This is a genomic window from Coleofasciculus sp. G1-WW12-02 (genome assembly GCF_040219735.1).
In the GTDB taxonomy this organism is placed as follows: domain Bacteria; phylum Cyanobacteriota; class Cyanobacteriia; order Cyanobacteriales; family Coleofasciculaceae; genus Coleofasciculus.
The window spans coordinates 72,945-92,539 of record NZ_JAVJRX010000157.1; the positions used below are offsets into that span (position 1 = coordinate 72,945).

Below are 19,595 nucleotides of genomic sequence, written 5' to 3' on the forward strand. Positions count from 1 at the left end.
CAATCCCGATAGGATAATAGTAACGCGGCAATTTATTTGCAAACGATTGAGTCGAGAAGCATATTTATGGATCTAGTTTCACTCCAAAACAGCTTAGATAATATTTCATTTGCAGTTCTCCTGGTAACCATGCTGCTGTATTGGGTTGGGGCTGCGTTTAAGAACATTCCCTATCTGCCCACCTTGGGCGGAACGGGTATGATCATCGCCAACCTGTGTATCGCCGCGTTACTCGGCGCCCGTTGGTTGAATGCAGGTTATTTTCCCTTAAGCAATCTCTATGAATCGCTGTTTTTCTTAGCCTGGGGGATCACAGCGATTCATCTGGTAGCGGAAAAAATGAGCGCGAGTCGTTGGGTGGGTGTGGTTACATCCCCCGTCGTCATGGGAATTACCGCCTTTGCTGCTCTGTCACTACCAGCGGATATGCAACAGGCGGAGCCTTTAGTCCCGGCGCTGAAATCCAACTGGCTGATGATGCATGTCAGTGTGATGATGCTCAGTTACGCCACACTAATGGTGGGAGCACTGTTAGCGATCGCCTTTTTAGTCGTGACTCGTGGTCAAAATGTTGAACTGCGAGGTAGTTCTGTCGGTACAGGTAGCTATCGCCGTAAGGATAACTTGACCGGGAATGCTTCCTATCAGTTAAAACGGAATCAGGATAACCTCCAGCCTCAGGTGAGTGGCGATAATGGGGCAATGGCGATGAGTTGGCAAGACAAGTCGGGTTCGACAAGCACAGCCGTTCTAGATGCTGTCACGTCTGCTCCATCCTCCGCATCAGAGTTGCGTCGCGCACCCACCCTTTCTCCCCAACGTCTAAACTTAGCGGATACGTTAGATAATATTAGCTATCGGATTATTGGGCTAGGATTTCCGTTGCTGACGATTGGCATTATTGCCGGTGCAGTTTGGGCAAATGAGGCATGGGGTTCGTATTGGAGTTGGGACCCAAAAGAAACCTGGGCATTAATTACCTGGTTAGTGTTTGCCGCTTACCTTCATGCTCGCATTACCCGAGGCTGGCAAGGACGCCGACCTGCTATCCTAGCGGCAACAGGATTTGTTGTAGTCTGGATTTGTTATCTTGGGGTGAATCTATTGGGTAAAGGATTGCATTCCTACGGCTGGTTCTTCTAGGGATTCCAGGACTGATCAACGCGACGACCAAATCGCTTACCGAAGTCGGGGGAGCGCCAAACAATCGCCGTGTCAGGCGTCATTTGAACGGATCGATCGTGCTCAAACGACTCGCTCCTGAACGGAGCGAGTAACTAGATGCAAGAATCCCCCGCATTTATGCGTGGGGAGTGTCAATCCTAGGTGATCCAGCGAATGACCCAATTTGTAAATCATGATTAAGCACAAAAGTAGAACGTTAATCGGGGAAAATGGGCGTAGATAATCAGTTTGAGCCACTTGCTAGTGGTGAAGTCTTATCCGTTGACGAATCAGCACAAATCTTAATTGGGCATCATACCTTCCGAGTAGGCGAATTGGCAGACGCGCTCAAAACGCAGCTTGAGTATGGGTTAAGTGAATGGACTCAAGACAAGGATGCCTGGTTTAGTGAGGAGGGTATCTCCTGTGAAGTCTTGCGATTTAGTTCAAGTGGCTGGCAAAAAGGCAAGGTGAGAATTAATCTGGAATTTTGTCCTCAGGTGGCTGAGGATGAGGAGCCAGTAAAATCGGTCAGTGGGGAAGATGAGAGTGAGGATGAGTTCGCTTTGGCAGACTCCTCAACCACCATGGATCAGGAACTCGATTTACAGCAGCCGTCTATGAGTCTGGATGAGGAGGAGTATGAGTTATCTGCCTTCAGCGATGAGGAGCAACAGCAAGACCGCCCTAGTGACATCTATGATGAGATGGAGCAAAGGGGGGCAACTTTCCAAATGGAGGAATTAGAACAGGAAGAGCCACCTTTTAATTTTGAGGATGACTTCGAGGAAATGTCTCCCAGTGCGGAGGAAACATCAGTTAGCTTTGAGGATGACTTCGATGAACTCTCTGGTGATGAGGAAGACACATCAGCTAGCTTTGGTGATGACTTCGATGAACTCTCCCAAAGCATTGAAGAAGAGTTGGAGATGGAAGAGGAAAGCACCAGCAATGATGAGGAGTTGCTAGATCTGGGAGCGATTGCCACAGAAAGTGATGAGGAACTTGATTTTGGTCAGTCCTCTGCTAGTGATGAAGATGAGTTTGATTTGAGCGATTTATCCTCAAGCTTCGAGGAGGAGGAGAATGATAATGATACAGACTCGCTTCTCGATGATGTTTGGCAAGAAATGAGTCAAGAAAGTTGGCGAAGTAATCAGTAACGTTGTTCCTGTTGGCTCAATTAACAGTGGTTGATAGCTGATGAACTTGTAAGCATGTCTAAACGTTCGGATTGGACACCGCTTCACGCCCGTATTCATCAAACGCTAAAGACAAGGCAGCTCTTAGCGCCGAGTCGTCATGTTTTGGTGGCTGTATCAGGGGGACAAGATTCCCTCTGTTTAATGAAACTGCTTTTGGATTTGCAGCCGAAGTGGAAATGGCAGCTCGCGATCGCCCATTGTGATCACCGTTGGCCCGCAGACAAGGGGTTGGCGGATCACATTCAACAACTGGCTCAGGGTTGGGCAATTCCCTTTTATCTAGAAATCGCGGCTCAAGTGACTCAGAGTGAGGGGGCGGCTCGACAATGGCGTTATCAAGCATTAGGTAAGATTGCCCAAACTCATGGGTTTCAAGATGTGGTCACAGCTCATACCCAGAGCGATCGCGCGGAAACGGTTTTGTATAATCTGATTCGAGGTACAGGGGTTGATGGTCTACAATCGCTGACCTGGCAACGTCCTCTAGTCCCAGGGGTGCAGCTTGTGCGCCCATTACTAGAAGTCACCCGTGGGGAAACGGGGGAGTTTGTAGATCAACAGCACTTACCGGTTTGGCTGGATGCCTATAATCAAGATCTGCGCTATGCTCGCAATCGCATTCGCCAAGAGGTGCTACCTTATTTCAAAACTCATTTTAATCCGCAAGTGGAAACGGTTGTTGGTCATACAGCAGAACTGTTACGCGCTGATGTTGAGTATTTAGAGACGGCGGCGCGATCATTACGCGAGCAAGCCATGGTTTCTACGAGTGAGAATGAACCCAAGACAGCTCTAAAACTCAATCGCTTAGTCTTGCGACAAGCTCATCTCGCCCTACAACGCCGTGCTATTCGACAGTTTCTAGCAATTGTCCAATCGACGGCTGCCAATTTTGAGCAAATTGAAGCGATTACGGCTTTAATTAATGCACCCAATCGCTCTGGTACCTCATCCTTTCCAGGAGGAGCAAGCGCTCAAGTCCAAGGGGACTGGATTATTTGGCACGACAGTCAGGGGGAGTAGAGGAAGCCATGTAGAAACGTGCTTTTGAAGCCTTGGAGCCTTGGAGCCATGCTCCATTATGAAGCCGCCAGTTCCGGTGATTCAACCATGCCATCAACCGTTTGTCGCATCTCAGAAATTGCCTGGAGTTGATAGTCGCCAACTTCCTGAATTTGATTGAGCGCTTCTGCGATTGCTTCGAGTATCTGGCGAATTTGATTAAGCGCCTCTTGTTTGGACGGTAAGATTTCTTGATAAAGATTAACTTGACTCCAAAGTTCAGCGACTTCCATTTGCATCGATTGCCAGTTTTCTTCCAAGCTTTGTAACTCAGAGCGTTTGGCATCTTGCTCACTCGCTTGCTGAGCAATCATCTCCTCAGCTTGGCTAATACTTTGGCGCATTTGCTCAACCTGGCTTTCCAGTTTTTCCAGTTCGCTTTCCTGCTGTTGTCGCTGAGCTTCAAGCTGGTTTAAGACTGGACCGAGGTCAATTTTATGGGTATCGTCGCTACTCCCGTCACTAATACCCTGGCGACGGCGTAAGACACGGACATGCTGATTGAGAATTTCTTCTCTCTCCCGCAGGTTACGGCGTTGACCGACGAGAGTTTCATCAAGCATTTGATAGCGGTCTTGCTCGTCGGCTAACTCGGTTTCCAAACTAATGCGATCGTACTCGCTGGCGTTATTAATTTTTTCTTGTATTTCTTCTACCGATTGGCGCTGGAATGTGAGTTCCTCTTCCTGATCGTTGACAAAACGCACCACTCTCTCTAAATCTTGCTGTAAATTTTGCACGATTTCCTGGAGTTCACCTAGGGGCATATTTTCCAGCCCTTGAATGTCAACCTCTTGGCTAATTTTGACATCGGCTGAGGTGGTTGCTAAACGGGCAAGCTCTTGATGTAACTCTTGGTGAGTTTGGAGTTGCAGGCTCAGTATATGTACGGATTCTTGCTTCATTTCCCAGGCATTCTGCTGCACCTTGAATTCAGCTTGTGCCTCTTCAAATGAGCTTTGAACCTGATCTAACTCTTGCTTCCGCCGTTGAATTTCTAACTCTTGCTCGTCAATGTCGCTTTGTCGTTGCTCAGCTTGTTGGCGCTGATATTCCAGTTTTTGCCAGTCATTATCCAGTTCTGACTGTTGTTGATCAACGATTTCAAACGCCTGATTCAACTGTTCCCGCACGGTATCTGTAGGAGCGACAGCGGTGGATAGGCGATCGAGCAACTCCTGCATCGCCGCCACGTCTTCCTCACTTAAACCGGAGGTTTGTTGCCGATCCGCTTGTTGCTCTTCCAAACGCCGCTGTTCACCGCGCAGATGTTCCCAAGCGCCTTCTAGTTCCTGTTGTTTTCGCTCAAACTCTTCTTTGAGTCGTTCCGATTCCTCTTTCGCACTTTCAATGTCTTGACGCTGCTGATCAATTTGTTCCGCCTCTTCCTCCAGGGCTTGCATCTGTTCCAGCCGCGCTTCCATTTCCATCTCGCGGCGGTTGAGTTCTTGACTTTGATAGGTCAAGGACTGCTTCCACTGTTCAATTTCTTCTTCTTGACTTTTCGCCTTTTCCAACAGACGAGAAAAATTTTGTAAGATGTTCGCCAGTCTCGTCCCGGCTGGCTCAATGTCGCCTTGAACTTGTCGATTGTTGCCAAGGTTAACAATTACCAAAGCCCCATCACCCATACTACCGGCTTCGTCTCCTGGGATGGTTTCTTCCCCCGGAACAGCGCTCCAACTCTGATCATTCCGCTGACAAGCCAGCAGTTTGAGTTCGGCCTTACTGCCACCAAAACTGGCAAAACCGCTTTTCTGCTTTTTGACTTCTGCTAGATACAGCACACTGATCGTCCTCTTTACTTGTCTTGTACCCAATTCATGACTAAGCTAACCTGAGCTGGCTCTTAGTGGATTAGGTTGCTGGTCGCACTGCTCCTGATTTGATCTTGAGCTAACCCTGATTGATAGACCGAGCAGCTTTGTCTACAATGCTAGCCTTTGGCAAGTGACAGGGACAGCCCTGTCTTGGACTATCGTCCTGACCTCAGCTATCACAAGATCGTCCTGACGGATGGAGGAATGCTACAGATTTCCCACTCGACCATCAATTCATGTTTATTTAACGAAGCCATTCTCGATCCATGACTTTGGCTGTATTACAATTAGTTATAAATATCTATGAGAAATTATAAGTCTTTGGCTGGCACAGATACCAGCTTTTTGCTCAATCCCGCTCCATTGGCTATAAAATTTAGTTCGGTAAGTGGATAGCTGTATTCTTGTTACTGTTTTAACAAGATGCCTAGCTTCCGCTAGTAAGACCCCTTGCTAGACACAGATGATTGTTTGATTGTTTTCATTTTAGCGGTTAATTCATCGTTGCCGCCATCCGCCTTGTCCCTTTATGCTAGCTAACTGGGCTTATTGGCTATCGACGCGATCGCTCACCGCCGTTCCATCCGCCGGCTCAGGAGGTGTTACAGCAAGTCTAGTCCTCAATTATACTGAATACATAGAGGTTTTGATTTACTCTTGCCCCAGGAAAACAGTATAAATTTCAGTGGCTCTATTGAGTAAAGTTAATTGAAAGCTTAACATTGCTCTGTTGAAATACAGCCGTTAAACGATCCATTCAAATTTGATTAGATGATATCTTAACATGGTCAGTCAGCGGTGGTGGTACAGCATAAAGTTTTTGTTGAGGTTGACATGGCAGGCAACCTGATAACCAAACAGACCATGCTTCGTCTCAGCATTGAACGCAAGGTTTTAGGAGTACATTTTCCTTAAAATGCAGGGAACGTTAAATGAAATTGATATCCGCAGTATCCTGCAACTGATCGAACTGGGTCAGCGCACAGGAGAACTGTTAGTTGAGGCGCACAGCTTCCACGCCAATAGCCTTGGTAGTGATGTGAGTCATAAATTTATCCAGGGACGCTCCTACCTAGAGACCCCACCCCGTCGCCCTGGACCATTTTGGTTTGTTTTTTTCCTCAACGGACAAATTGCCTACGCGGCAAACAGTGATCACAGTTTGTCACGACTGCGCGATTACCTGCGTCGCTATCGAGCCGAAACTGCTTTAGATGACATAGAAGAACTCTCGATTGATTCAACTAATGCTCCCGAATATGGCTATCTTTGGGCTTTGTTAGAAAACCATATTATCACGCCGGCTCAAGGGCGCAGCATCCTTCGCAGTATGGTGCATGAAACCCTATTTGACCTGCTTAGCCTCCACAATGGGTATTTTGTATTCGAGGTCGGTCCAGCATTAGCGCCCCAACTTACCACCTTAGAAATTGCCCCCCTAGTGACCAAGATTATGAAGCAAGTACAGGAGTGGAAGCAATTTCATCCCCATATCCAATCCCCCAATCAATGCCCGGTGATTACTGATGAAACTAAATTAAAGACTCGATTACCAGAAAATGCATTTAGAACCCTACAACGGTGGGCAAATGGCAAGAATTCTCTGCGGCAGATGGCTCGCTATCTCAATCGTGACATCCTGACTGTCACCCGAGCCATTTATCCCTATATCCAAAGGGGTTGGATTCAATTGCTGAGTTCAACACTCCCAGAAACCCTCGCGGTTCGACAACCGTGGGAATCCACCTATTCAGATTATGCACCATCGGTTGTTTGTATTGATGATGACAAGGCAGTTGGCAAGACTGTCGAGTATATGTTGCAAGCTCAAGGATATGAAGTAACGGCGATTCAAAATCCCCTCGAAGCTCTGAGCTTACTCTTTCAAATCAAACCCGCTCTAATTTTATGTGACGTAGTCATGCCCAAACTCGATGGATATGAACTGTGTGGCATGTTACGGCAATCCACGGTATTTCGACAAACTCCCATCATCATGCTGACGGGCAAAGATGGCTTTATTGACCGCGTCAAAGCTCGCATGGTAGGCTCAACGGACTATTTGACTAAACCGTTTGGAGCAAGTGAGCTGTTGATGTTGTTGGAGAAATACGTAGGTCCAGGAGATCCGGAAAAAATGGGTTTCGATAGTTCCCGCCCAACCCTAGAGGAGGAGGTAGAGGCAACCGATATCACCAAGTCAGCATCGGCTTAAAAAGAGCGATCGCGTGACAAGCATAAAGGTAATTCTTCCGCTACAATCACCTCATAGACTCATGCCGCCATACGCCCTGCTCCGTTTAGCCGTTGAGCCTGTCACAATGGAGGCGGGGCGTCAGTACAGGATGAAGCTACCATAAAGGATACATTAATCATTACTCTATCTATGTTTAAAGGTATAGCTCAAGGGTATAGCTCAGTTCACGTTCAAAATTCGTGCGCTTATTGGCAAGTCAGGTAGGGGGTTATGAGTACAGTTTTGGTTGTAGAAGATAGTTTGGCACAACGACAGATGATCTCAGACCTCCTCAAAGGCAGTGGGTTGACGGTCTCTGTAGCCAGCGACGGAGTGGAAGCCTTAGAACATATTCTGCATTCTTGTCCTGATGTAGTGGTATTAGATATTGTTATGCCTCGTATGAATGGGTACGAGGTCTGTCGTCGTTTAAAGGCTGACCCCAAAACCCAAAATGTACCCGTGGTCATGTGTTCTTCAAAAGGCGAAGAATTTGATCGATATTGGGGAATGAAGCAAGGAGCAGATGCCTACATCGCTAAGCCCTTTCAACCCACCGAGTTGATTGGTACAGTCAAACAGCTACTCCGGTCATAAATATAGTTAAGACTCTAGCTGCCAATGGTTGGAAATCCGGATTTTTTAACAGATACTGGTCAAGATCAAGCCCCGGAATTGCAAGAATTAGAAAGTCCTGAGGGTGAATTGCACTTGCGGTTTTACGTCCCTTCTGGTATGGAATTTGCTTTACCAGCGACTGGGATCAAAGAAGTGCTTGAACCATCTCCCAACCAGATCACCCCCATCCCGAATGCTTCTCCCTTATTATTAGGGACGATCAACATGCGAGGTCGGGTCATTTGGGTGGGTGATCTGGGTCAATTTCTGGGAGAGGCGATACCCGTCAACACAGATCGAGCCGAAATTCCCGTCATTGCTATCGAAGACCAAGATACAATGCTCGGTTTAGCGGTGGAGCGAATTGTGGATATGGATTGGTTAGATGTGGAGCAATTACAAATAGCAATGAATGTTCCCGATACGATGGCACCTTTTTTAAAAGGAGAGTGGTTATTAGATCCAGAGTCCAATCAATTTTTACGACTTCTCGATCAGGTGGCAATTCTACGAGCAGCACGGTGGGCAGCATGAATGAATAGTACAAGCAAGGAAAAAGAGAGCAAAGGTTTGCTTTTTCCTTTTTCCTGGTGAGCAACGGGAGGAGGTCAATGGCATCAAGTACGGATTACGTCCAGGAATATACACAAGCGCAAACGGCTTACGCACAAGGCAAATACCAAGAAGCTGCCGATATTATTAGTCGGTTGATAGAAGAGTTTCCCAATGATCCAAGTGCTTTGTTACTTAAGGGTCATATCTGTTGCTATGGTCTACAGCAGTACGATCAAGCAAGGGAACACTACGAACAAGTCCTTAATCTAACGTCTGAACCTGATTTTATCGAATATGCTCATAAAGGTCTAGAAGATGCTAGTCAACTGCCAAATGAGTTCGATTCTGTCGATTCAAGCCCATCCACAGAAGAATTCGATAACAGTTTCCAGGATATTGATGAAACCGATGATTTGAATGAAGTACCCACACTAGAAACCTGGCAAGGCTCAGAAGCGATTGAAGAGTCGGAGGATTTCGATTTAGGGGCTTTAGATTTGGATGAAGTGGGAATGGGAGATGATTTTGACTCAACTTCATCTTCGCCCTTTACTGAACCCTTGGACAGTTCATTTATTGATGAATCAGAAACGACAGATGATCCAAGTTATGCAGATGATCCCAACCCATTTGCCTTGCCTGGTTTAGACGAAGATAGTGGTGATTGGGAAAATGATCAGGATTCTTTGAGTGATTTTGCTCTAGATGACAGCCCATTTACTGAGGCAGATTATCAAGAAGAATCGAGTGATTTTGCTCTAGATGACAGCCCATTTACTGAGGCAGATTATCAAGAAGAATCGAGTGATTTTGCTCTAGATGACAGCCCATTTACCGAGGCAGATTATCAGGATAACTTTGAGGAATTTTCACCAGGGGCGTCTGAGGATGATACGGCGGCAACGTTTGTCATGCCCCCCGGTAGCATCCCTGAATTTGAAGGTTCTGAGGAGGATCTCTCACCATCTTATGAGTCCGAATCCCAGTTCGACCAAGACTTATCGGAAGTGGATCGGGAAATGGAGGGTTGGCATGAGGAATCTATCGACGAGTCATATCAGACAGATTACCCCGTTTATGAAGACGAAACCCTACTGATGGATTCAGGGGAGTTGGGGGAGGCTTTGCCAACGGATACAGATGAGTTTGACTATTCAGGAGCACAGACGGATGAAGCGATTGAGGCATTTGACGCAAGTGAGTACACTCAGGACGAGCCAGACTTTGATCAAAATGGATTTAACGCTCCCGATCAGTTTGACTTTGAGAGCTTTGACGATGCTTTCACCATGGATGAGATAGCTGACGCTGATGCCGAAAGCTTTTCAGAACTTGAAGAAAATCAAAATACTCAAGAGGGGTTTTTAGACGTTTTTGATGTATTTGAAGATGATTTAGGCTCTCTTCCCGATTTTGCTATAGACGATCAGGATGAATTATCTGACCCCGGTGCGAGGGAATCAGATTTTGATGTCTTAAGTAACAGTGGGGTAGTACCATCAGCAGGTGAAGGTGCGGGAGTTAGGGAAAATGGCGATGCCGTCCGAGATGGTTTAGCCGCTCATCAGAAATCTGCTCAGGGGTATCGCTCAATCGATAGTGATGAAGAAATATTCAGTCTTGGTAACTCAACTGAACAACTCCCAGTTTTTAATCAGACCAAAGAGGGGGGACATGAACCTATCGTTAATGTTGATCAAGGATGGCTGGCTCCCTTTGAAAATGCTTCCCTCAACCATAAACAGTGGATTACATCTTTTGCCGCAGGGATTGCCTCCGCTTTTGTGGTTGCCTTAGTGAGTTTTTCGGCACAAAGTATTACTGCCCGAAGTGCAATATCCGAAGGGCAAGCTCAAGGAGCGATCGCAAATCTCAAATTCGCCCATGCTTTAGCCAGTGGTGCGGCATTTGCTGCCAGTTTTGGCATTACCCTATATCTGGGTCGGATCACCACTCGCCAGATTCAACAGGTCACAGCAGATTTACAAACCCAGTTTGACTCCGTTGCTCAGGGGAATCTTAATGTCAGTGTCCCCATCTACTCCGAGGGAGAACTAGGTCAGCTAGCTTCGGGTTTCAATCAGATGGCGCGAGTGATCCTAACCACCACCAGCGAAGCCACCCGAAAAGCTGAAGAACAAGAACAAGCCAAAGAAGACCTGCAACGCCAGGTGATTCGATTGCTTGATGATGTTGAAGGAGCCGCACGCGGTGACCTGACGGTACAAGCTGAAGTAACAGCCGACGTTTTGGGAGCAGTGGCTGACTCCTTTAACCTAACCATTCAAAATCTACGGGAAATCGTCCAACAGGTAAAAGATGCCGCACGTAAAGTAACCAAGGGTTCTACTGAAAGTGCGGCGTTTGCCGGCAGTTTATCCAATGACGCCTTGCGCCAAGCCGAGGAACTGGCGGTTACCCTCAACTCCGTTCAGGTGATGACCGACTCAATCCAGCGAGTCGCTGAAGCCGCCCGGGAAGCGGAGGAAGTCGCCCACACCGCTGCGGATGTTGCTCACAGAGGCGGTCACGCTGTAGAACATACGGTGGCAGGTATTTTACAAATCCGGGAAACCGTCGCAGAAACAACGCGAAAAGTCAAGCGTCTGGCGGAATCTTCCCAGGAAATTTCTAAGATTGTCGCCGTAATTTCGACAATTGCCTCCCGAACCAACCTGTTAGCGCTCAATGCCAGTATCGAGGCAGCTCGAGCTGGAGAGGCGGGTCGAGGATTTGCCGTCGTTGCCGATGAAGTGCGGCAACTGGCAGATCGCTCAGCCAAGGCACTCAAAGAAATTGAGCAAATCGTCATGCAGATTCAAAGTGAAACTGGGTCGGTGATGACGGCGATGGAAGAAGGCACCCAACAGGTTATTGATGGGACTAGACGGGCAGAGCAAGCGAAACAGGCACTGGAAGATATTATTCAAGTGTCCAATCGCATTGATACTCTGGTGCGGGCAATTAAAGCGGATACAGTTGAGCAAACCGAAACATCCCGTGCTGTTGCCCAAGTCATGCAATCGGTTGAGCTAACTGCCCAAGAAACATCTCAAGAAGCCCAACGGGTGTCCAGTGCCTTGCAAAACTTGGTCGGTGTGGCACGAGATCTACTCAATTCTGTAGAACGTTTCCGTGTGGAATCAAGTGAGAGCCGATAGTCCTTAGACAGTAGAAGGGTCGAAGGGTAGAAGGGTAAGACTCCCTGACAAAGGACAAATGACAAATGACAAAGGACAAATAACCAATGACCGATGAATGAAACCCCCTCCAGTTCTAGCTTAGGATTGTGGACTCTGCGCTTGCTAGCTGCCATTTTATTAGGCGGTCAAGTCATCGTTCATCTTTTGGGTGGTAAAATCCACCGACGCAATACCCTCGATCAAATGGCAGTCGTGGGTCCGGATTCACTAACTATTGCCATGATCACGGCTAGTTTTATTGGTGCCGTGTTTACCATTCAGGTAACGCGAGAATTTATTAACTTTGGGGCAACTACAGCCATTGGAGGGGTTTTGGCACTGGCATTGAGCCGGGAACTTGCGCCTGTTTTAACGGCTGTAGTGATTGCCGGACGAGTCGGTTCAGCGTTTGCGGCTGAAATTGGCACAATGCGTGTGACTGAACAAATTGACGCGCTTTATATGCTCAAAACTGATCCCATTGATTATTTGGTCATTCCTCGTGTCATTGCTTGCTGTCTAATGCTGCCGCTATTGACAATTCTCTCGATTATTCTCGGCATGACGGGAGGCGTATTGATTGCCATTAATTTCTACAATATTCCCCAATCTGTGTTTCTGGATTCCGCCCGGAATTTCCTGGGAATCTGGGATTTGTTTACGGCGATGATTAAAGCCGCTGTATTTGGGATGCTGATAGCCGTCATTGGCTGTAGCTGGGGATTGACCACTACTGGTGGTGCCAAAGGAGTCGGTCAATCCACGACAACGGCAGTCGTCACAGCTTTACTCGCCATTTTCATCACTAACTTTTTTTTATCGTGGCTGATGTTCCAAGGCACAGGCAGTGCGGTTCTGTAATCAGGGGTATATTAAAATAGATCGATTGTGTCGATAAACAACGGAAATTTAGTCAAGTGACCTCTGCTACTTCTTCATCTTCATCAACCCAAACCATCGAACTTGCCCCTAGCTACGCGATTCCTTTGGTATTGGTTGTGGGCAGTATACCTATTGTGCTGCTCCAAATTTGGGTTGGTTTACTCATTGCTCTTTTTGGGTTATTTTTAACGATTCAAGCGGTAACCATCCGTCTGCAATTTACCGAAACCGCATTGGATATCTATCGTTCCCAGACTCTCATTCGCCGTTTTCCTTATAAAGACTGGTCAAATTGGCGGATCTTCTGGTCATCATTTCCAATCCTTTTCTATTTTAAGGAAGTTAATAGCATCCACTTCTTGCCCATTTTATTTGATTCCAAGCAGCTTAAACTGTGCTTAGAGGAGCGCTGTCCCCAGATTCGAGATTGATTTCCGATATGCCTTGCGAAATTAATGCTTAGGCTTGAGAACACCTTATAGGATAGCAATGGTGAAAACCCCTGCGTTTTAACCCGGAGATGAAACCGAGCGAGGCGTTCAGCAAAGCGACTTTAGCCGCGAATCTGATTTGTTCTGAACAAGCTCCACCAATAGTGTAGTATAGTGTTAGAAAACATTGCAAAAGGTCGAGCAAATGTTTACCTTAATTTACGAATTTAAACTAAAACCAACTAGCGCCCAGATAGCCACTTTTGAGGAATGGTTGGAGCAATGTAGAAAGGTCTACAATTATGCCCTTTGTGAGCGCAAGGATTGGGTTAACAGTCGTAAATGTCCGGTGAACGCTTGCTCAATCAAAAGTGAATACATCATACCAGCAGATCAACCTGCACCTAATTACAATTCCCAAGCAGTAGCACTGACCCAAGCTAAAAAGAATATTCCTGCACTCAAGCAGGTACACTCACAAGTGCTACAACAAGCCCTTAAGCGCTTGCAATTAGCATTTGAAGGGATGTGGAAGAATGGGAGAGGATTCCCGCGATATAGGAAGGCTGGACGGATGCGCTCTTATGTGTTTCCATCCATGGGAAAAGAACCCATTCAAGGGAAGTATGTCAAGCTACCTAAGATTGGGTTAGTTAAATTCATTCAATCCCGTCCAATACCTGATGATGCGACCATTAAACAGGCACGAATCGTGAGGCGGGCATCTGGCTGGTATGTACAACTCACCCGGCAATGGAAAGTAGATGTACCTGAAATCAGTCCATTAGGTACATCAATAGGAATAGACGTAGGCTTAATCCACTTTGCCGCCGTGTCTAATGGGCGAACGTTTCCCAATCCAAGACCGTTTAAACACTTAGAAGGCAAGCTGAAATCGCTGCAAAAGAAAGTATCCAGTAAGCGGTTTGGGTCAAATAATCGCGTTAAGGCACAAGCTAAAGTGAGCCGTCTACATGAGCGTATAGCAAACACTCGTAAGAACTACCACTGGGAATTAGCCCATAACCTTTGTGATTGGGCGGATATGATATTTGCTGAACAATTGAACCTCAAAGGATTAGCCCGTGGAATGCTAGCCAAAAGCTGTTTAGATGCGGGTTGGGGTCAGTTTTTAGACATTCTTCGAGCCTGCTGTTTTAAACGTGGGGTATACTTCCAAAAAGTACCCGCCGCAGGCACAAGTCAAACCTGTCCCAAGTGCTTAAAAGAGACAGGCAAAAAGAAACTGTCTAAGCGAGTACACAAGTGTCAGCATTGCGGGTATACCTGTGATCGGGATGTCGCAGCCGCTCGCATTATAGAAATTAGAGGACTGGAAGCCGTGGGACACACGGTGGTTAAGCTTTCTGAGGGTAAAGGTCACGTCCACCGAAGACGTTAAACTCTGCCTCCCTGTGACGGAAGAATCCCCCGCGTTTTAACCGGGGGAGTGTCAAATCGAAGGCTCTCTTGCCAGGTAACTCACCCTTGCGAATAATCCCACCGTTTAGGGGTTGGGAGTGTAAATCATTATTCAGATACTAATTAATTATTCGATGAATTCAGACGAACCACAAAGCCAGGAATCCAATCCAGAACAACAACCAATCCTTGAGGTATTTGATGAAAAATCTCCAGAGCAAAAACCCGAAACAGAAAAACCTGAGCCCTTAATCGAACTATCTGACCAATCTGACGTGACACAACCACAAGCTGACAATTCAAAGGCTTTAGACTTACCTGCGCCAGATGATGATAATCAGATGACGCCATCAAGTGATCAACAGGAAACAGTGGCGAATTTCACTCAAAGGATAGCTGACCTTGAGTGGCAAGAACAGCAGTTGAGGCAAAAAATTGCCCAGCTACAAGCCAGCCAGAATCAGATTTTATCGGATCAGTTGACCAAAACCCAAGCCACCATCCAACAAATGCTCCAAGAAGGGTTAAGCGAATTAGAGCAGCGCAAGCAAGCCCTTTTGATTTCTGTGGAGCAACTGGAACGCCGCCGAGAACGCATTCGCACGGAAATGCGAACCACATTTGCTGGGGTGTCTCAAGAATTAGCCATTCGGGTGCAGGGTTTTAAAGACTATTTAGTTGGCAGTTTACAAGACTTGGTTGTGGCGGCTGAACAGTTGGAATTAGCAGAACCGACGGCAGAATCGTTCCAACCTAGGATGGATGAACCACAGCCGCCAGCTTCTTCGCCTACACCCAAATTTGCTGAACAGGCGTTTCAAGATCAGATCCGGCAAATTCGGGACATTATTGACCAATACCGCAAGATGCCAGATTATTATGGTCCGCCTTGGCAATTGCGGCGCACGTTTGAGCCAATTCATGGGGAGCGAGTGTCCAATTGGTTTTTTACTCAAGGGGGGCGTGGGGCGATTCGCACCATCGGTAGCCGCTTGCAGAATATTTTGGTCGCCTCCGCCGTGATGTCTGTGCTGCGGACGCTTTACGGTGATCGACTACGAACTCTGGTTCTTGCCAATAGCCCTGAACGGCTGGGAGAATGGCGCAGAGGATTGCAGGATTGTCTAGGCATTTCCCGCAGTGATTTTGGTCCGGAACGGGGGGTGGTTTTATTTGAGGAAGCATCAGCCCTGGTGCAAAAAGCTGATCGGTTGATGACCCAGAAGCAACTTCCTTTAATCATTGTTGATGAAACAGAAGACCAGATTCGTCTTTCAATTCTGCAATTTCCTCTCTGGTTAGCCTTTGCTCCCGATCCTCAGCAAATGAATAATTATTAATAATATATAGCGACTCTAAATGAGTTGTGAAAGGTGAGCATCTTGAAACCCAGGCATAGCAAAGATCTCCTTGGGGAAAATTGCCACAACCTATTTAGAATTGCTATAGGATGCTTAATGATTCTTGACTTTTTCATATTGACAAGTATTGCTGGAATTATGACAATCGAAAGTTGACAGAACTTACGCAACTGTCACAGGCGACTCCAGGAACGGTGTTTTAACCGGCTTCGGAGTATCCTTTGAGAATCCTTGGTTATTTACACCAAGGAGAAGTCAAGCGCGAACAACTGTCATAGTCAATGTAAAAGAAAGAAGATAAATACTATATCAGACCGTTGGAAATTGTGCCTGTTGAAGGCAAAAATTTTTGCTTAAATGCAAAGGAGATATTCAACTTAATGAGTATTCCAATTCAAGTTTCACCAGCGACGAACGATCTGACCCTATCCATGGATCAGACCTTCGCCGAAGTGGTGAAGGTAACTATCCCGAAATCTGGGGTAGTCCCGAAAGTGGATGCCTATTTTCTCGCCGACACAACGGGTAGCATGAATAATGCGATCGCGGCGGTCAAGAGCGGCATCCTCGATGCTATGACCAGAATCCAGGACTTAGGGGCAGATGTCTGGTTCGGGGTTGGCGACTACAAGGACTTTCCGGCTCCGGTTGCCGACGAACATCCTTACGGATTCGCCCACCAATGTAGCCTGATCGCCGATATCGCCGTCGTCAAAGCCGCGATCGATGCCTGGACAACCTCCCCCGGTCAGGACACGCCAGAAGCTCAGTTCTATGGACTCGATCAAGTTGCCGAACCACCCGGCGGTCAGATCGGTTGGCGTGCAGATGCCAAGCGGATTATTGTTTGGTTTGGCGACGCCGCCGGTCACGACCCAGTCTGCAAAGAAATTTCCAACCTCTCCTACGACATTACCGAGGCATCGGTCACCGCCAAGCTAGTGGCAGAGAAGATCAAAGTGCTGGCGCTTTCCATGGACACCAACTATCGTGCCCCTGCAGGACTCGACGACGATCCCGTAAGATCCTCCAGCGCGTTTAGGTCTAGATGCGGAGAGCCTGGTGGCACCCCTGGACAAGGGAGCCGAATCGCCAAGGCAACGGGTTGCAAGCTAGTCCAAGGTGTCAGTGCCGACACGATTGTGGAGACAATTACCACAGAATTGGCAGCACAGATCACCGCGATTGGGAACGTCAGTCTGGTAGCCACCGGAGCCACCGCACCATTTGTCAGTGCGATCGCACCGACCGACGGTTATGGTTCCCTGAGCAGAAACCAAGACCATGAAATTAGCTTTGACGTTGACTGGATTGGCACAGTAGAAGCCACCAGCAATACCCAGGTCTTCAACGGCTCCCTTGATGTCGTAGTTGACGGCGAAATCGTTGGTGGCAAAACCGTCAAAATCACAGTTCCAAGTTCTGTTCCAGAACTACCCCCAATTGAACCCGAGGAGGAAGATATGGTCACACGCCTAGATGATGTTTCCGGTACCTGGATGTTCATTCACCAAGTGACAGGTACTTATTTACAATCGATCGGTTACAGTCCCAATGTCAACGATTATGTCCATACCTGGAACCTTGATCCTCCTAATACTACAGCAGGATACCAAGGACACCTGTGGCTTCTGACCAAGCAGACCGATGGCACTTACTACATCCAATGCTGGGAAAAAGATGTCACCTTCAAGGAGCAGTTGTATCTCCAAGGACCAGCCAAACCTGGGAATGACGGGTATCCAAGGTTGCAACGGCGCAGCGAAACTGAATTGCAGTCCTGGGTATTGGTTCCAGTCAGCGGAGATCCCGACACTTACGCCATCCAACCCAAGGCATTCCCCGAATATGCCCTAGGTCTGATTGGCAATAATTGTCAAAACAGCATCGGTGTGGTTGCCAACCGCACCTGGGGAAAACCAACATTCCATCACTATTGGCGACTGAGCAAGGATTACGTTGGTGGCAATTAAATCTGAGTACAGACAGCTATCTACCAGGGCGGTAAGCTGATATAAACAATAGACATTTGCTGAAAAAGAATCTGAAACTTTGCTCCTGTCTAGGGAAAAGTCGGATTTCAGGAGATGTCTATTTTTTTCCTTAATCTGTGCTTTTATATTAGTTTTTTGTGCCTATAGCTTGATCCTGTGGCAGAATTTAACAGGAGGATTACGAAGACAATTGGCTTGATTTGGCGTTGATTTTTATTTTAGTCACGCTATTCCCAGAAAATTTATATTGTTAATTGTGGAGGGTTTGAAACGATGATGCGTGAGTTGAGTTGGATTGGGCTACTGCTGATCACCGCTTACTTACTTGGCTCAATTCCGACTGGATATTTGGCTGGACGTCTGGTTAAAGGAATTGATATCCGGGAGGTCGGATCGGGATCGACGGGGGCTACCAATGTTTTGAGAAACCTGGGAAAAGGTCCGGCTTTCGTTGTTTTACTGATTGACGCGGCTAAAGGAGTTGGTGCTGTTGCTTTGGTACATGGCTTCTTTTCCCTAACGGGAACATCCGTAATCCCAGATACCTGGAAACCTTGGTTGGTGGCTGTCGTCGCTTTGGTGGCGATGGTGGGTCACAGCAAATCAATATGGATTAACTTTACGGGAGGAAAATCAGCCGCTACAGGGTTGGGCGTCTTATTGGCTATGTCTTGGTTTGTCGCGTTGAGTGTATTGGTAATCTTTATTGGGGTCGTCGGTTTCTGGCGGTTTGTTTCTCTGGGTTCTATTGCGGCTGCGATCGCGGTTGCTGTTTTGATGATTGTCTTAGCCCAACCGTTGCCTTACCAGATATTTGGGGTTATGGCGGGGCTATATGTTATATTACGACATCAAGCCAATATTCAGCGTCTACTCGCCGGTACTGAACCCCGGTTAGGGCAATCTGTATCACCAGAAGTGATCAGCAGTTAAAACCTTGTTGGTATGAACCTCTCAGGTTAAACCTGATGTGAACTAGGATGGAGATAGTCAGTTTCTTTCCAAGTACCGTGAACCAGTACGATCCTAAACTTGCTCAGTTTAACCTATCAGGCGTGGGCTGTTGGCTCACCCTATTAGCCACATTTTTATTACTGGGAACAGTTGGCTTGGGCTGGCTGGTCAACGGATTCTTAATTCTGATTGGGTTAGCCATCCTAGCGCCAGTCATTGGCTGGGTTGGCTTTCGCTGGTGGTTACAGCGTAACCTAGTTGAGGATAAATGTCCCGTTTGCGCCTACGAGTTTACTGGGTTTAATCGTACCGAATGTCGCTGTCCCAACTGTGGCGAATTGTTGAAAGTCGAACAGGGTCAATTTAACCGCTTGACGCCGCCAGGTACGATTGATGTAGACGCCGTAGAGGTTTCAGTGAAGCAGCTTGAGGATTAAGCGAGTTTAACGTAGTCGCGGAAGTCCTCACCCTCAACAGAGTAGGGTGAGGATGGACAGCGGGAAATCGGAGGAACGTAGATTTCCAAATTACCTAGCTAGATGCAATTTTTTAGTGTTATAATAACAGCAACCCACTTAGGTCTACATGGTTTGGCATGGGCTGAAGATAGTCGGGCTAGGTGTGATAGAGATGTAGTCCTTGCGCGTTAATGAACTCGACCACCGTTCGCTTTTATAGCGTCCTCCAAAAGAATAGCGCAAGATGCCAA

15 protein-coding genes are annotated in these 19,595 nt (G+C 47.2%); 14 read left to right on the forward strand and 1 reads right to left on the reverse strand.

The window, feature by feature from the left end:
* The first annotated feature begins 66 nt into the window (after positions 1-66).
* The 3 genes from ccsB to tilS all read left to right on the forward strand — a co-directional run bounded on the left by ccsB (position 67) and on the right by tilS (position 3,392).
* Entirely contained in the window at positions 67-1,143 is a 1,077-nt protein-coding gene (gene ccsB, locus RID09_RS25340) for a c-type cytochrome biogenesis protein CcsB (RefSeq protein WP_446338683.1), read from the forward strand.
* A 251-nt stretch (positions 1,144-1,394) separates the two neighbouring features.
* Positions 1,395-2,327: a KGK domain-containing protein gene (locus RID09_RS25345; protein ID WP_446338684.1), complete on the forward strand. Its 933-nt coding sequence runs from the start codon at positions 1,395-1,397 to the stop codon at positions 2,325-2,327.
* Between the two features lie 54 nt (positions 2,328-2,381).
* The gene (gene tilS, locus RID09_RS25350) at positions 2,382-3,392 is read left to right on the forward strand and encodes a tRNA lysidine(34) synthetase TilS (protein WP_446338685.1); all 1,011 of its coding nucleotides are present in this window, start codon (positions 2,382-2,384) and stop codon (positions 3,390-3,392) included.
* A 56-nt stretch (positions 3,393-3,448) separates the two neighbouring features.
* On the opposite strand, the gene hmpF is transcribed toward tilS, so the two are convergent.
* A complete protein-coding gene (hmpF, locus tag RID09_RS25355; protein ID WP_446338686.1) occupies positions 3,449-5,218 on the reverse strand; it encodes a pilus motility taxis protein HmpF in 1,770 nt (589 codons plus the stop codon).
* A 949-nt stretch (positions 5,219-6,167) separates the two neighbouring features.
* Between hmpF and RID09_RS25360 the strand changes: the two genes are divergently transcribed.
* The 11 genes from RID09_RS25360 to RID09_RS25410 all read left to right on the forward strand — a co-directional run bounded on the left by RID09_RS25360 (position 6,168) and on the right by RID09_RS25410 (position 19,323).
* On the forward strand, positions 6,168-7,466 hold the full coding sequence (locus tag RID09_RS25360) for a response regulator (protein ID WP_446338687.1): 1,299 nt from the start codon (positions 6,168-6,170) through the stop codon (positions 7,464-7,466).
* A 252-nt stretch (positions 7,467-7,718) separates the two neighbouring features.
* Positions 7,719-8,084, forward strand: coding sequence for a response regulator transcription factor (locus RID09_RS25365; protein WP_446338688.1), 366 nt, complete (start codon positions 7,719-7,721; stop codon positions 8,082-8,084).
* A gap of 24 nt (positions 8,085-8,108) precedes the next feature.
* Entirely contained in the window at positions 8,109-8,639 is a 531-nt protein-coding gene (locus RID09_RS25370; RefSeq protein WP_446338689.1) for a chemotaxis protein CheW, read from the forward strand.
* A 77-nt stretch (positions 8,640-8,716) separates the two neighbouring features.
* Positions 8,717-11,821, forward strand: a complete 3,105-nt coding sequence (locus RID09_RS25375) for a methyl-accepting chemotaxis protein (protein ID WP_446338690.1) — start codon at positions 8,717-8,719, stop codon at positions 11,819-11,821.
* Positions 11,822-11,914: 93 nt separating this feature from the next.
* Positions 11,915-12,703, forward strand: a complete 789-nt coding sequence (locus RID09_RS25380) for an MlaE family lipid ABC transporter permease subunit (protein ID WP_446338691.1) — start codon at positions 11,915-11,917, stop codon at positions 12,701-12,703.
* A 56-nt stretch (positions 12,704-12,759) separates the two neighbouring features.
* Positions 12,760-13,155 (forward strand): DUF3119 family protein, encoded by a 396-nt coding sequence (locus RID09_RS25385; RefSeq protein ID WP_446338692.1) that lies wholly within the window; start codon positions 12,760-12,762, stop codon positions 13,153-13,155.
* 205 nt (positions 13,156-13,360) lie between these two features.
* The gene (locus RID09_RS25390; RefSeq protein WP_446338693.1) at positions 13,361-14,557 is read left to right on the forward strand and encodes an RNA-guided endonuclease InsQ/TnpB family protein; all 1,197 of its coding nucleotides are present in this window, start codon (positions 13,361-13,363) and stop codon (positions 14,555-14,557) included.
* 154 nt (positions 14,558-14,711) lie between these two features.
* A complete protein-coding gene (locus RID09_RS25395) occupies positions 14,712-15,917 on the forward strand; it encodes a DUF3086 domain-containing protein (RefSeq protein WP_446338694.1) in 1,206 nt (401 codons plus the stop codon).
* Positions 15,918-16,264: 347 nt separating this feature from the next.
* Complete coding sequence (locus RID09_RS25400; protein WP_446338701.1) at positions 16,265-17,911, forward strand: hypothetical protein; 1,647 nt, start codon at positions 16,265-16,267, stop codon at positions 17,909-17,911.
* A gap of 294 nt (positions 17,912-18,205) precedes the next feature.
* Positions 18,206-18,865: a glycerol-3-phosphate 1-O-acyltransferase PlsY gene (gene plsY / locus RID09_RS25405; protein ID WP_446338695.1), complete on the forward strand. Its 660-nt coding sequence runs from the start codon at positions 18,206-18,208 to the stop codon at positions 18,863-18,865.
* Positions 18,866-18,942: 77 nt separating this feature from the next.
* Entirely contained in the window at positions 18,943-19,323 is a 381-nt protein-coding gene (locus tag RID09_RS25410) for a hypothetical protein (RefSeq protein WP_446338696.1), read from the forward strand.
* Positions 19,324-19,595: the final 272 nt, after the last annotated feature.

Coding starts and splice junctions, on each gene's coding strand:
- RID09_RS25395 (WP_446338694.1), top strand. CDS start 14,712: ATGAATTCAGACGAACCACAAAGCCAGGAATCCAATCCAGAACAACAA.
- tilS (WP_446338685.1), top strand. CDS start 2,382: ATGTCTAAACGTTCGGATTGGACACCGCTTCACGCCCGTATTCATCAA.
- plsY (WP_446338695.1), top strand. CDS start 18,206: ATGATGCGTGAGTTGAGTTGGATTGGGCTACTGCTGATCACCGCTTAC.
- RID09_RS25365 (WP_446338688.1), top strand. CDS start 7,719: ATGAGTACAGTTTTGGTTGTAGAAGATAGTTTGGCACAACGACAGATG.
- RID09_RS25345 (WP_446338684.1), top strand. CDS start 1,395: ATGGGCGTAGATAATCAGTTTGAGCCACTTGCTAGTGGTGAAGTCTTA.
- RID09_RS25390 (WP_446338693.1), top strand. CDS start 13,361: ATGTTTACCTTAATTTACGAATTTAAACTAAAACCAACTAGCGCCCAG.
- RID09_RS25380 (WP_446338691.1), top strand. CDS start 11,915: ATGAATGAAACCCCCTCCAGTTCTAGCTTAGGATTGTGGACTCTGCGC.
- RID09_RS25375 (WP_446338690.1), top strand. CDS start 8,717: ATGGCATCAAGTACGGATTACGTCCAGGAATATACACAAGCGCAAACG.
- RID09_RS25360 (WP_446338687.1), top strand. CDS start 6,168: ATGCAGGGAACGTTAAATGAAATTGATATCCGCAGTATCCTGCAACTG.
- ccsB (WP_446338683.1), top strand. CDS start 67: ATGGATCTAGTTTCACTCCAAAACAGCTTAGATAATATTTCATTTGCA.
- RID09_RS25370 (WP_446338689.1), top strand. CDS start 8,109: ATGGTTGGAAATCCGGATTTTTTAACAGATACTGGTCAAGATCAAGCC.